Source organism: Bradyrhizobium sp. 186 (assembly GCF_023101685.1).
GTDB lineage: Bacteria > Pseudomonadota > Alphaproteobacteria > Rhizobiales > Xanthobacteraceae > Bradyrhizobium.
In genome coordinates, this window is sequence record NZ_CP082164.1 from 838378 (window position 1) to 852443 (window position 14066).

Below are 14066 nucleotides of genomic sequence, written 5' to 3' on the forward strand. Positions count from 1 at the left end.
CTACCGCGGCATGGGCGCGGCGGGTTTGTTTGAGGTGTTGCAGTAGTCGTCGTCCCGGCGAAGGCCGGGACCCATACTCCGCAGCCGGAGTTCGGGGCACAGACGGCAATCGCCTTCGCGAGACAACGACGATTAGTGGTTATGGGTCCCGGCCTTCGCCGGGACGACAAGGGAAGCTCAGAGGAGGATCCGATGGATCTCGCATTCACGAAAGAAGAGCAGGCGTTTCGCGAGGAAGTGCGGGAGTTCTTCCGCGGCAACGTACCGCCGGACACGCGGCGCAAGCTGGTCGAGGGCCGTCACCTCTCGAAGGACGAGATGGTGACGTGGTGGCGTATCCTCAACAAGAAGGGTTGGGGCACCAGCCACTGGCCCAAACAATATGGCGGCACCGGCTGGACATCCGTGCAGCACTACATCTTCAACGAGGAGCTGCAGTCCTATCCGGCGCCGCAGCCGCTCGCCTTCGGCGTCAGCATGGTCGGCCCTGTCATCTACACCTTCGGCAATAAAGAGCAGAAGAAGCAGTATCTGCCGCGCATCGCCAATGTCGACGATTGGTGGTGCCAGGGCTTCTCCGAGCCCGGCTCCGGCTCCGACCTTGCCTCGCTCAAGACCAAAGCCGAGCGCAAGGGCGACAAGTGGATCATCAACGGCCAGAAGACCTGGACCACGCTGGCGCAGCACGCCGACATGATCTTCTGCCTCTGCCGCACCGATCCCAGCGCCAAGAAGCAGATGGGTATCTCCTTCATCGTCTTCAGCATGAAGTCGAAGGGCGTCACGGTGCGTCCGATCCAGACCATCGACGGCGGCGTCGAGGTCAACGAAGTGTTCTTCGACGACGTCGAGGTGCCCGTCGAGAACCTGATCGGCGAGGAGAACAAGGGCTGGGACTACGCAAAATTCCTGCTCGGCAATGAGCGCACCGGCATCGCCCGGGTCGGCGTCTCCAAGGAGCGGCTGCGTCGTATTCGCGACTTGGCCTCCAAGGTCGAATCCGGCGGCAAGCCGATCATCCAGGACGCCGCGTTCCGCGAGAAGCTCGCCGCTTGCGAGATCGAGCTGAAGGCGCTCGAGCTGACCCAACTCCGCGTCGTCGCGGACGAAGGCAAGCACGGCAAGGGCAAGCCCAATCCGGCGTCGTCCGTGCTGAAGATCAAGGGCTCCGAGATCCAGCAGACCACGACCGAACTGCTGATGGAAGTGATCGGCCCGTTCGCCGCGCCCTACGACGTGCACGGCGACGACGGCTCGAACGAAGCCATGGACTGGACCGCCCAGATCGCGCCGAGCTACTTCAACAACCGCAAGGTCTCGATCTACGGCGGCTCCAACGAGATCCAGCGCAACATCATCGCCAAGGCGGTGCTGGGGTTGTGACCTCTCCTCCCTCTCCCCGCTCTTCGCGGGGAGAGGGTTGGGGTGAGGGGCCTCTCTCCGCGCAGAGACTTGTTACTTGAGGAAACAGAGATGGATTTTGATTTGAACGAGGAGCAGCGGCTTCTCAAGGACAGCATCGACGGCCTGCTGACCGATTCCTATGATTTCGAGAGCCGCAAGAAATACATGAAGGAGAAGGGCGGCTGGAGCAAAGCCGTCTGGCTCAAGCTCGCCGATCAGGGCCTGCTCGGTCTGCCCTTCGCGGAGGCCGATGGCGGCTTCGGCGGCGGCGGCGTCGAGACCATGATCGTGATGGAAGCGCTCGGCAAGGCTCTCGTGCTCGAGCCTTATCTCGCGACCGTGGTGATCGGCGGCGGCTTCCTCCGTCATGCCGGCACCGATGCGCAGAAGGCGGCTCACGTGCCCGGCATCGTCGACGGCAGCAAGACGCTGGCGTTTGCCCAGCTCGAGAAGAATTCGCGCTACGATCTCTTCGACGTCACCACGACGGCCAAGAAGAAGGGCGACGGTTGGGTGATCGACGGCGAGAAATTCGTCGTGCTCAACGGCGAGAACGCCGACACGCTTCTAGTCACCGCGCGCACCAAGGGTGACCGACGCGACAAGAGCGGCATCGGCGTGTTCCTGGTGCCGGCGAACGCCAAGGGCGTGACCAAGAAGTCGTATCCGACCCAGGACGGCCTGCACGCCGCCGACATTACCTTCACCGGCGTCGAGGTCGGCGCGGATGCTGCGCTCGGCAATCCCGACGACTCGCTTGCGCTGATCGAACGCGTGGTGGACGAAGCCCGCGTCGCGCTCTGCGCCGAGGCGGTGGGCCTGATGGACGAGTCGCTCAAGACCACCGTCGAGTACATCAAGACACGCAAACAGTTCGGCGTCGCGATTGGCTCGTTCCAGTCGCTTCAGCACCGCGCCTCCGACATGTTCGTCGCCGCCGAGCAGGCCCGCTCGATGTCGATGTTCGCGACCATGGCGGGCGATTTCGAGGACGCCAAGGAGCGCTCCAACGCGATCGCCGCGGCCAAGGTGCAGATAGGCAAGTCGCTGAAATTCGTCGGCCAGCAGGCGATCCAACTCCACGGCGGCATCGGCATGACCATGGAGGCGAAGATCGGCCACTACTTCAAGCGCCTGACCATGATCGAAAACAGCTTTGGCGACACCGACTATCACCAGCGTCGCGTGGCGGATGGTGGCGGGTTGATCTGATCCACGGTAGCGGTGGCTGTCATCCCCCGCGAAGGCGGGGGATCCAGTACGCCGCGGCTCCTCGGTTCTGGCCGCGCTGCCTCTGCAATACTGGATCGCCCGGTCAAGCCGGGCGATGACGACAGAACAAGCGGAAACAGCGGAAGCCAACAACAATGAAAAACACCCCGTTCGATCTCACCGGAAAAGTTGCAATCGTCACCGGCTCCAGCCGCGGCATCGGCCGCTCCTCCGCCGAATTGCTCGCAAAACTCGGCGCCAAGGTCGTGATCTCCTCGCGCAAAGCGGAGGCCTGCAAGGAAGTCGCGGACGGCATTAATGCTGCCGGCGGCGATGCCATCGTCATCCCCTGCAACATCGCCCGCAAAGACGAGGTCGAGGCGCTGATCGCAGGCGCAACCAGGCACTACGGCAAGATCGACATCCTCGTCTGCAACGCCGCGGTGAACCCGTATTACGGCCCGCTGCTCGACATCACCGACGAAGCTTTCGACAAGATCATGGGCAGTAACGTCAAGAGCAACATCTGGCTCTCCGCGCTCGCGATCCCGCAGATGGCCGAACGCGGTAGCGGCTCGGTCGTCATCATCTCCTCGATCGGCGGCTTGCGCGGCTCCACCGTGATCGGCGCCTACGGCATCTCCAAAGCCGCAGATTTCGCGCTGTGCCGCTCGCTCGCCGGTGAATGGGGCCCGAAGGGCGTCCGCGTCAATTGCATCGCGCCCGGCCTCGTCAAGACCGATTTCGCCCGCGCGCTGTGGGAAGACGAAGCCCTCCTCAAGCGCCGCACCGCCACCACACCCCTTCGCCGCATCGGCGAACCCGACGAAATCGCCGGCGCCGTCGCCTACCTCGCCTCCGATGCGTCGAGCTTCATGACTGGACAAACCATCGTCATCGACGGCGGCGTCACCACGGCGGCAGTGTAGCTTTCTTCCCCTCTCCCCTTGTGGGAGAGGGTGGATCGCCGCGTAGCGGCGAGACGGGTGAGGGGTCTGTCTCCGCGTGTGGATCTCCCTCATCGTGAACATGGCTCTCCGCGGATAGAAACCCCTCATCCGGCGCTTCGCGCCACCTTCTCCCACAAGGGGAGAAGGGATGGTGGCACCACCTGTCCCAGCCTTGACCTTCCCGCCCTAATCCGCTCCCTTTGGCGCGACACAATGATCCCCCTTAGGGAAACGCCAAGGTAGCTTCCATGTCTTTCGTCCTCGCCATCGACCAGGGCACCACCTCCTCGCGCGCCATCGTCTTTCGCAGCGACATCTCGATCGCGTCCAGAGCGCAGCAGGAATTCCCGCAGCACTTTCCGGCTTCGGGCTGGGTCGAGCACGAGCCGGAGGACATCTGGACCTCGACGGTGATGGTCTGCCGCGACGCGATCGAGAAGGCCGGCATCACCGCAAAGGACATCGCCGCGATCGGCATCACCAACCAGCGTGAGACCACCGTGGTGTGGGACCGCGCCACCGGGCAGGCCGTGCACCGCGCCATCGTCTGGCAGGATCGCCGCACCGCCGACATCTGCGCGAAGTTGAAGGCGGACGGCCGCGAGCCGGTGATCTCCGAGAAGACCGGCCTGATCATCGATCCCTATTTCTCCGGCACCAAGGTCGCATGGATCCTCGACCACGTCCCCGGCGCGCGTGCGCGTGCCGCGCGCGGCGAGCTGATGTTCGGCACCGTCGATTGCTATCTGCTCTGGCGCCTCACCGGCGGCAAGGTGCACGCCACCGACGCCACCAACGCCTCGCGCACGCTGCTGTTCAACATCCACACCGGGCAGTGGGACGACGAGCTGCTTGAAATCATCGGCGTGCCGCGCTCGATGCTGCCCGAGGTGAAGGACTCTTCCGCCCGCTTCGGCGAGAGCGTGCCTGATCTCTTCGGCGGCGCCATCGCGATCTCCGGCATCGCCGGCGACCAGCAGGCCGCGACGATTGGACAAGCCTGCTTCCGCCCGGGCATGATGAAGTCGACCTACGGCACCGGCTGCTTCGCGCTGCTCAACACCGGCACCACGCCGGTGGCCTCAAAAAACAAGCTGCTCACCACCATCGCCTACCAGCTCGGCGGAAAGCGCACCTACGCCCTCGAAGGCTCGATCTTCGTCGCAGGCTCGGCGGTGCAGTGGCTGCGCGACGGCCTCGGCATCATCAAGCACGCCGCCGAGACCGGCCCGCTCGCCGACCAGTCCGATTCCATGCAGAGCGTCTATCTCGTCCCGGCCTTCGTCGGCATGGGCGCGCCCTATTGGAATCCGCGCGTGCGCGGCGCGCTGTTCGGCCTCACCCGCAACACCGGCCCGGCCGAGCTAGCGCATGCCGCACTCGAAAGCGTCTGCTACCAGACTTTCGATCTCTGGGCCGCGATGCGCGCCGACTGGCCGAGCTCGGAGACGGCCAGCGTCGTGCTGCGCGTCGACGGTGGCATGACCGCATCCGACTGGACCATGCAGCGCCTCGCCGATCTGCTCGACGCCCCCGTCGATCGCCCCGTGATCCAGGAGACCACGGCCCTGGGCGCCGCCTATCTCGCCGGCCTCCAGGCCGGCGTCTATCCCGAGCCGACAAAATTCGCCGACAACTGGCGCCTCGAGCACCGCTTCAAGCCGAACATGAGCCAGGCGACGCGGGAGCGGAAGCTCGCGGGATGGGCGCGCGCAGTGAAGGGTGTGTTGGCGAGTGATAAGGGGGAGGGATAAGCCCGCCTCTTTCCACGTTGTCGTCCCGGCCTAGTGCGCAATTGCGCACGGGGGGCCGGGACCCATACCGCGAGGTCCATCGATCGCAAGTGGTGCTAATCCCGAACGACCTATCTTCGCCAAACCTGATCCTGTGGTTGATGGTGTGGACGGCCCCCTACGGCATCAGTGTGCCAGAATGAGGTTGTCAGAAACTCATTCGCAGGAGCCGCCCGTGAACCAGATTATCCGCATTGGAATGGATACGTCGAAGTATATTTTTGTGCTGCATGGGGTTGATGAGGATGAGCGGCCGGTCTTGCGCAAGAAGCTGTCGCGCAAGCAGGTGCTCGAGTTCTTCACCAAGTTGCCGCCGACCGTGATCGGGATGGAGGCCTGCGGGGCTTCGCAACATTGGGCGCGAGAGCTTCGCCAGCTCGGCCACGAGGTGAAGCTGATGGCGCCGCAACTGGTGAAGCCCTACGTGTCGCGGAACAAGAACGACGGACGGGACGCGGAAGGGCTGTGCGAGGCGATGAGCCGACCGACCATGCGGTTCGTGCCGGTGAAGAGCGCCGAGCAGCAGGCCGCATTGATGCTGACGGGCATCCGCGACGGGCTGATCGCCCGGCGCACTCAGTTGACCAATACGATCCGCGGCCATGCGGCGGAGTTTGGCCTGATTGCGCCCAAGGGGCTGGACAAGATCGAGCCGTTGCTGGCGCAGATTGCGCAGGACGAGACGCTTCCCGTCCTGGCGCGCGAGCTGTTTGTCGTGCTGGGCCGCGAATGCGCCAAGCTCGAGAGCGAGCTGGAGGCGATCGAAGCCAGGCTGATGGCCTGGCACCGTGGCGATGCCATGGGCCGGCGTTTGGCGCAGATCCCCTCGGTCGGTCCGATCGTTGCCACCGCGCTGGTGATGAAGACGCCGGATCCGCGGGCGTTCCGCTCCGGTCGTCACTTTGCGGCCTGGGTGGGATTGACGCCCAAGGACCACTCCACCGCCGGCAAGACCAGGCTTGGCAAGATCACCCGGGCGGGCGACGAGGACTTGAGGCGGCTGCTCGTGATCGGGGCCACGGCCGTGATCCAGCAGGCCCGACGAGGCCGCGGCCAACACTCACGTTGGCTGCTGGCGCTGATTGCGCGCAAGCCGCCGAAGCTTGCGGCCGTGGCGCTCGCCAACAAGGTGGCCCGCATCGCCTGGAAGCTCATGGTGACGGGAGAGAGTTACGATGCGGCGCGGTTGAATGCCGCTGCGGCAGGGGCCGCCTAACAGATTGGCCGACCCGCGGGCTCGCTCGCCGGCCGACCCGGAGCTGCAGGAGCAGATGGAGCGATCGATCGAGCAACGATGCGAGACAATCCGTGGGACCCATTGGCCGCCAGCAGGTCGCCGGGTTGTTTGGAACCCGCATCGCGCAAACCATCTTGGCCAGCGATCTAATCCATCGCACTCAACAGGCCGGACATATGGATGCAAGCGATCCGATCTCTCAAAAAGCTCTTGTGCCACGGGGGCCGTCCACATATGGGTCCCGGATCTACGAAGGGAGAGTGCGAGGCCAATTCCATTGGCTTCCCGAACCTCTCCAGCCGATATTGCTCCTCATCCGCGCCAAATCCGTCAATGCTGCATGCGCTGGGCCGCACGCGACGCGCTGACAGGATATCCTGAAGTTCTGGCACTCTCATTTGCGTTTCGTTAAAGGCATTCTCGGCGACGACGGGCCTATTTTACTTCGGCAGATCGTACGGCGCGAGGCGCCACAATCGTTCGGGCAGCGGCTGCATGGGAGGAGGCTGAAGCTCTCCGTAGCTTGAGCTCAGCGGAAGCCCGGGCTCCCAACGATGGATGACGAACACCACTCGATACTGTTTCGCCGCGGGCAGCCTCTGTTTGTGGTCGGTATCTCACCGTCCGCCGTCAGGAAAGTCTCATCCCAAGCCATCTCCGCGTGGTTCCCGGGATTGGATGGATCGACCTGAACCAAGTCACGGGGATTGAACCGTGCGTCCGGATTTGCCACCAGCACCTCGAGAACCGCGGCATCGTCCATATAGTGCCGCAGGTTGTCTTCCCACTCCTGCCGCTCTTCAGCGGTCAGCGGCACGATTTCATCACCCCTGCCAGCCTTGCGCAGAATGGTCTTCACTTCTTCGCTGAAGTTGGGCGGATCGTTGGAGTTGATCGACTCCCGGATGAAGCGGGCATAGGCAACCTTGTCCGTGCTGAAGGAGTAGACGCCCAAGATACTGAAGGAGGGAAGTTTGTCAGCAGTCACGTCGTTCTGGCCCCGTGCGGCGCCCATCGTGATCGACATCATGCAAACGATCAAGAGCGAGCGAAGCATGCTCAAAACACCTTCTGCTCCGCCCGTGCCAGCGAGAACCCGTGCTGCATCGCATTGAAGCAGGTCAGCCCCGTCTGCTCGGACCGGCAGGTGAATCCCGCGCGCTGCCACACCTCGCCATAGGCGAGCACCGGCAGTGATCGGTCAATGATGGTGTCGCCGGCGCCGATGCGTCCCGCGCTGCCTTTCGCGCTCATCTCGAAGGCGTTGCCCCATTCGAGTTCGCAATCCGCCGGCCGTCGCGGGCGCGTGTCCATGTTCATGATGTCGCAGCGGAGCACGCCTTGACCGTTGTCGGTGAAGAACTGGCAGGCGATGTTTTTCGACGGCGTCTGGAAGCCGATAGGACGGTCCTGCGCGTGGGCGAAGCTCGCGGCGGCAAGCAGGGCGAGGACGGTGAGGGATCGCAGGGTACATGCCAAGACTCCCGGCCGGTCGGCCGTCCATTGATTCCGTTTCGTTGCAGCGAGCGCAACGCTCCATTGCCGAGATTTTTGTTGCGGCCGGCGCGCAGTCGCGATGAACTGGCCGGCCCTGCCGTGTCCTACGACTGAGAAGAGCGAGAACCATGTTCCTGATCGGCCAATATGATTCCCCCTTCGTCCGCCGCGTCGCGATTGCGCTGAGGTTTTATGGCCTCGCCTTCGAGCACAGGCCGTGGTCGACCTTTGGCGATGCCGACAAGATCGCGCCCTATAATCCCCTGCGTCGCGTGCCGACTTTGGTGCTCGACGACGGCGAGGCGCTGATCGAGAGCACGATCATTCTGGATTATCTCGACGAGCTGGTGGGGCCGGAGAAGGCGATGCTGCCACGAAGCGGCGTCGAGCGGCGGCGGCACTTGCGCATCTGCGCGCTCGCCTCCGGCCTCGGCGACAAGGCCGTCAGCCTGGTCTACGAGCGCGTGCTGCGGAAAGAGCAGCTTGCGCTGTGGGTCGAGCGCTGTGAGGCGCAGATCGCGGACGTCCTCGGCGTGCTGGAATCCGAGCGCGCCAAGGTGACGACGCCGTACTGGCTGGGTGAACGCATCGGCCACGCCGACGTCGCGGTCGCCTGCGTTGTCCGCTTCACCCGCGAGGCGCATCCGCAGTTGTTCGAGCCTTCGCGCTACCCGGCGCTGAGCGCGCATGCCGATCGCTGCGAGGCGCTCGCCCCGTTCCAGGAGATCGTGCAGCCGCTGGCGCCGCCGAAGGGATGAACGCGCTGCGTCGATCCTACTCCCGCGTACAGGGCTTGAACTTGCCCGTCGCGGACTTCAGGACGATCGGATTTGGCGACAGCCTTATGCCGAAGAACAATTGGGAGCCGGATACCTTGTCGTCCGCCCCCTGGTGTGCATCGAGGTCAAGCTTCGCTGCGATCTCGGATGTCAGCTTGGCCCGCTCCTCCATCGAAATCTTGTTCTGATATTTGATCTCGTAGACGACATCGGCCTCCAGCACGGACCGGGTCTGGCAAACGACGCCGCCGCTCGAAATGTTCTGGGTGATCGCGTCCTCGCATTCGGCCTTCAACAATGCATTCCGGGTCGATATCAGCGATTCGTCGGAAATCAGGAGAATGTTGGCGTTCTCGAGTTTGAGATGAATCGAGTCGACCTGCTGCATCCCGGCCACGGCCGACAGCTTGTCCCTGACCTGTGCGGACACGTCGAGATTCTTCTCGAGCGACTGCTTCAGGTCCCGATCGACGGTCGGTGATTTCTGGATCTTGCCGGCCAGCAGTGTGGGGTTTACATCGCAGGTCGGATGCAGTTCCAACCGGCCGCTGCTCAGATATTCGATGGTATTGATCGTGCCGGGACCGCCGAACGTGCTCGGCGGGACGACCTCGAAATATCCAGTCTCGGAGAGGATGGCCGTGATCGTCTGCTTCTTTCGCGGGAATTCAACCCAGGCTGCAGCCATCACCAGGCCTATCGCGACAAACACGCCGCTCCCAAGCCAAAGCCATTTGCGGCTGGCTACTTTCCCGGGCAGCACAACTGATTTCGCTCGCCGCATGGCACGTAGCCTTTCGGACAGTCGGCGGCGACAATCGTTGGCAGCACGACAAGAGCGATCGCGGCGACGAACAGTGCAATAAACTGCTTCATATGCTCGATCCCAAACAAACCATCGGTTTGAGGTAGTACGCCGATAGAATAGCGAATCAAGGTTGAGCGGACAAGTGATCGAGTTCACAGTGCCCGGTTCCCGCGCACACGAGCCGGTGAGATGGGTTGTGGGACTGCGAGCGGTCTTGGTTGTGCACGAGCGCGTTCAACGCGTGCGTGCTCTCGCTACTCGGCGCCGAGCGCACCTGCCTGGCGTTGCGAGGCGCTCGATGCGTTCAAGGCCATCGTGCAGCCACTGACGCCAAAAGGGGTGAGGGGGATTCGCATCCGCGGAGTGCGAAACTGGCGCGGTGGGCGATCATGGTTTGCTACAGGTGTTTTGCCCGACGGGTCAACCAGCGGCACCGCCGTTGTAATTCGTCAAGCCTTTCAACCCCATCTCTACTGTGCATGGGGTTGTTTTTCATTTTTTAGTTTTGGGGCGGCGGCGCGCCTATCCCGCCCCCGCGCGCTTCTTCTGCCACACGAGATGCACGGCGCAGGTGCAGCCCGGCGGATGCGACGCGAGATCCTTCGACGTCTCGTCGTTCGCCGGCATTGCCGCGAACGCGGCCCTATCAGTCGCGCCCGGCTGCGCCGGGATGTAGTTCAAGATGGGCGCGAGCCAGCGCTCGGTTTCCGCGACGCTCATGCCCTTGCGTGCGGCATAATCCTCGACCTGGTCGCGCTCGATCTTGCCGACGCCGAAATAATAGCTCTCGGGATTCGCGAAATAGAGCCCGGACACGGAACTGCCCGGCCACATCGCAAAGCTCTCGGTCAGCTTCACGCCGGAGGTGGCTTCCGCGTCGAGCAGCTCGAACAGCGTCGCCTTCTCGGTGTGGTCAGGCTGCGCGGGATAGCCGGGCGCGGGGCGGATGCCCTGGTACCTCTCCAGGATCATCTCGTCACTGGTGAGGCTCTCGTCCGGCGCATAGGCCCAGAACTCGCGGCGCACGCGGGCGTGCATGCGTTCAGCAAAGGCTTCGGCGAGGCGGTCGGCCAGCGCCTTGCACAGGATCGAGGAGTAGTCGTCATTCGCCATCTTGAAGCGGTCGGCGACCTCATCCTCGCCGATGCCGGCCGTGACGACGAAGCCACCGACATAGTCGGGCACGCCGGTACCGACCGGCGCGATGAAGTCGGAGAGCGCCGCGTTGAAGCGGCCCTCGCGCTTCTCGAGCTGCTGGCGCAGCGTGTGCAGCGTTGCGATCTGCTTGGTCCGGCTCTCATCGACATAGAGCACGATGTCGTCGCCCTGCGCGTTCGCCGGCCAGAAGCCGACCGTCGCGCTCGCCCGGAACCATTTTTCCTTGACGATCAGATCGAGCATCTTGCGCGCGTCGTCGTAGAGCGAGCGGGCGACCTCGCCGACCTTGGAATCGTTGAGGATGGCCGGGAAGCGGCCGGCGAGCTCCCAGGTCTGGAAGAACGGCGTCCAGTCGATATAGGGCACGAGCTCGGCGAGGTCGTAATCGTCAAAACTCTTGATGCCGAGGAAGGTCGGCTTCACCGGCTTAGTCGCGGCAAAGTCGACCGGCACGCGGTTGGCGCGGGCCGCAGTCAGCTTCAGCCGCTTCTTGTCGGCCTGCGCGCGAAAATGCGCGTCGGAGATTTTTGCGTATTCCGCGCGAACGTCGGCGGCGTAGGCCTCGCGCCTCTCGGGCGACAGTAGCGAGGAGGCCACGCCGACGGCGCGGCTGGCGTCATTGACGTGCACCACGGGCCCGGCCCGATAGCTCGGGTCGATCTTCACGGCGGTATGCACGCGGCTCGTCGTCGCGCCGCCGATCAGCAGCGGCAGCTTCAGTCCTTCGCGCTGCAATTCGGCAGCGAAGAACGCCATCTCGTCGAGCGAAGGCGTGATCAGGCCGGACAGGCCGACGATGTCGGCCTTCTCCGCCTTGACGGTCTCGACGATCCTTGCGGCCGGCACCATCACGCCGAGGTCGATCACCTCATAATTGTTGCACTGGAGCACGATGCCGACGATGTTCTTGCCGATGTCGTGGACGTCGCCCTTGACGGTCGCGAGCACGATCTTGCCGGCGGAGCTGGAACCTTCAGTGCCGATGCCGTTGGCGAGGTTGCGCGCCTTCTCCTCTTCCATGAACGGCATCAGCCAGGCCACCGCCTGCTTCATCACGCGCGCGGATTTCACCACCTGCGGCAGGAACATCTTGCCGTCGCCGAAGAGATCGCCGACCACGTTCATGCCGGCCATCAGCGGGCCCTCGATGACGTCGAGCGGACGCGACGAGGTTTTTCGAGCTTCCTCAGTATCCTGCTCGATGAATTCGGTGATGCCATGCACCAGCGCGTGGCTGAGCCGCTTCGCCACCGGCCATTCGCGCCAGGCGAGATCGGCCTCCTTGGTCTGGGTCTTGTTGCCGCGGAATTTTTCCGCGAGCGCCAGCAAGCGCTCGGACGCGCCGGGATCGCGATTGAGGACGACGTCCTCGCAGACCTGGCGCAATTCAGGGTCGATGTCGTCATAGACGATCATCTGCCCGGCATTGACGATGCCCATGTCCATGCCGGCCTTGATGGCGTGATACAGGAACACCGAGTGCATGGCCTCGCGCACCGGCTCGTTGCCGCGGAACGAGAAGGAGAGATTGGAGACGCCGCCCGAGATGTGCGCGCCGGTCAAGTTCTTGCGGATCCAGCGCGTCGCCTCGATGAAGTCGACGCCGTAATTGTTGTGCTCCTCGATGCCGGTCGCGATCGCGAAGATGTTCGGATCGAAGATGATGTCTTCCGGCGGCAGGCCGACGCGGTTCACCAGGATATCGTAGGCGCGCTTGCAGATCTCGGTCTTGCGCGCGAACGTATCGGCCTGGCCGACTTCGTCGAACGCCATCACCACGACCGCCGCGCCATGACGCCGCGCGATCTGCGCTTCGTGGATGAATTTCTCCTCGCCTTCCTTCATCGAGATCGAATTCACCACCGGCTTGCCCTGCACGCATTTCAGGCCGGCCTCGATCACCGAGAATTTCGAGGAATCGACCATCACGGGCACGCGGGCGATGTCGGGCTCGGCGGCGACGAGGTTGAGGAAGGTCCGCATCGCGGCTTCCGAGTCCAGCAGGCCTTCGTCCATGTTGACGTCGATGATCTGCGCGCCGTTCTCGACCTGGTCGCGCGCGACCTGAAGCGCGGCGGTGTAGTCGCCGGCGGTGATCAGCTTGCGGAAGCGCGCCGATCCCGTGACGTTGGTGCGCTCGCCGACGTTCACGAAGGGAATCGCGTCGGTCAGAATGAAGGGTTCGAGGCCGGAAAGTCGCAGCCGCGGCTCGATCTCCGGCACGATACGCGGCTTGTGCGGCGCCACGGCGGCGGCAATCGCCGCGATATGATCCGGCGTGGTGCCGCAGCAGCCGCCGACGATGTTGACGAGGCCGTCGCGCGCGAACTCGCCGATCAGGCGCGCCATATATTCCGGGGTCTCGTCGTACTGGCCGAACTCGTTGGGCAGGCCGGCGTTGGGATAGGCACACACAAGAGTATCGGCGACGCGGCCGATATCGGCGATGTGGGCGCGAAGGTCTTCGGCGCCGAGCGCGCAGTTGAAGCCGATGGTGACGGGTTTTGCGTGCCGCACCGAATGCCAGAACGCTTCCGGCATCTGTCCCGACAGCAGGCGGCCGGATTTGTCGGTGATGGTGCCGGACACCATCACGGGGACGTCGATGCCGCGCTCTTCCGTGATCTCGGCGATCGCATAGAGCGCGGCCTTGGCGTTCAGCGTGTCGAAGATGGTCTCGACCAGCAGCAGGTCGACGCCGCCGTCGAGCAGGCCGCGAATTTGCTCGCCATAGGATTCGCGCAGATCGTCGAAGGTGACGGCGCGGTAGCCGGGATTGGCGACGTCAGGCGAGATCGAGGCGGTGCGGTTGGTGGGGCCGAGGGCGCCGGCGACGAAGCGCGGCTTACCGTCCTCGGCCTCGACACGCCTGGCGGCGTTGCCCGCAAGGCGAGCGCCTTCACGCGCCATGTCGTAGACGATGTCGGTCAGGTCATAGTCGGCCTGCGCGATCGAGGTCGTGGAGAAGGTGTTGGTCGCGACGATGTCGGCGCCGGCGCGCAAATAGGCGGCGTGGATGTCCTCGATCGCCTGCGGCTGGGTCAGGATCAACAGATCGTTGTTGCCGCGGAGGTCGCGGTGGAAATCCTTGAAGCGCTCGCCGCGGAAGGCGGCCTCGTCGAACTGGAGGTTCTGGATCATCGTGCCCATGGCGCCGTCGAGCACGAGGATGCGCTCGCGGGCGGCGTCGAGCAGGGCGGTTCGCTTGGCGGAAACGGGTACGGTCAT

11 protein-coding genes are annotated in these 14066 nt (G+C 64.0%); 6 read left to right on the top strand and 5 right to left on the bottom strand.

Features of this window, described 5'->3' with window-relative positions; translation table 11 throughout:
* The first annotated feature begins 192 nt into the window (after positions 1-192).
* The 5 genes from pimC (at position 193) to IVB18_RS03810 (ending at position 6575) form a co-directional block, all read left to right on the top strand.
* Positions 193-1383: a pimeloyl-CoA dehydrogenase large subunit gene (gene pimC, locus IVB18_RS03790; protein WP_247988004.1), complete on the top strand. Its 1191-nt coding sequence runs from the start codon at positions 193-195 to the stop codon at positions 1381-1383.
* 90 nt (positions 1384-1473) lie between these two features.
* A complete protein-coding gene (gene pimD, locus IVB18_RS03795) occupies positions 1474-2616 on the top strand; it encodes a pimeloyl-CoA dehydrogenase small subunit (RefSeq protein ID WP_247988005.1) in 1143 nt (380 codons plus the stop codon).
* A gap of 155 nt (positions 2617-2771) precedes the next feature.
* Positions 2772-3545 carry an SDR family oxidoreductase gene (locus IVB18_RS03800; RefSeq protein WP_247988006.1) on the top strand — a complete coding sequence of 258 codons (774 nt, stop codon included), beginning with the start codon at positions 2772-2774 and terminating at the stop codon, positions 3543-3545.
* A 269-nt stretch (positions 3546-3814) separates the two neighbouring features.
* The gene (glpK, locus tag IVB18_RS03805) at positions 3815-5320 is read left to right on the top strand and encodes a glycerol kinase GlpK (RefSeq protein ID WP_247988007.1); all 1506 of its coding nucleotides are present in this window, start codon (positions 3815-3817) and stop codon (positions 5318-5320) included.
* Between the two features lie 214 nt (positions 5321-5534).
* Entirely contained in the window at positions 5535-6575 is a 1041-nt protein-coding gene (locus IVB18_RS03810; protein ID WP_247988008.1) for an IS110 family transposase, read from the top strand.
* A gap of 550 nt (positions 6576-7125) precedes the next feature.
* Here IVB18_RS03810 and IVB18_RS03815 read toward each other — a convergent pair.
* Both IVB18_RS03815 and IVB18_RS03820 read right to left on the bottom strand, forming a co-directional pair.
* On the bottom strand, positions 7126-7626 hold the full coding sequence (locus IVB18_RS03815; RefSeq protein ID WP_247988009.1) for a hypothetical protein: 501 nt from the start codon (positions 7624-7626) through the stop codon (positions 7126-7128).
* Positions 7627-7655: 29 nt separating this feature from the next.
* Positions 7656-8075, bottom strand: coding sequence for a DUF6636 domain-containing protein (locus IVB18_RS03820; RefSeq protein ID WP_247988010.1), 420 nt, complete (start codon positions 8073-8075; stop codon positions 7656-7658).
* Positions 8076-8221: 146 nt separating this feature from the next.
* On the opposite strand from IVB18_RS03820, the gene IVB18_RS03825 reads away from it, so the two are divergent.
* Positions 8222-8851, top strand: coding sequence for a glutathione S-transferase family protein (locus tag IVB18_RS03825; protein WP_247988011.1), 630 nt, complete (start codon positions 8222-8224; stop codon positions 8849-8851).
* A 16-nt stretch (positions 8852-8867) separates the two neighbouring features.
* Here the strand turns inward: IVB18_RS03825 and IVB18_RS03830 are convergent, their stop codons facing one another.
* The 3 genes from IVB18_RS03830 to metH all read right to left on the bottom strand — a co-directional run bounded on the left by IVB18_RS03830 (position 8868) and on the right by metH (position 14066).
* A complete protein-coding gene (locus IVB18_RS03830; RefSeq protein WP_247988012.1) occupies positions 8868-9584 on the bottom strand; it encodes a hypothetical protein in 717 nt (238 codons plus the stop codon).
* Between the two features lie 32 nt (positions 9585-9616).
* Complete coding sequence (locus IVB18_RS51540; protein ID WP_256476695.1) at positions 9617-9748, bottom strand: hypothetical protein; 132 nt, start codon at positions 9746-9748, stop codon at positions 9617-9619.
* A 454-nt stretch (positions 9749-10202) separates the two neighbouring features.
* Positions 10203-14066 (bottom strand): methionine synthase, encoded by a 3864-nt coding sequence (gene metH, locus IVB18_RS03835; protein WP_247988013.1) that lies wholly within the window; start codon positions 14064-14066, stop codon positions 10203-10205.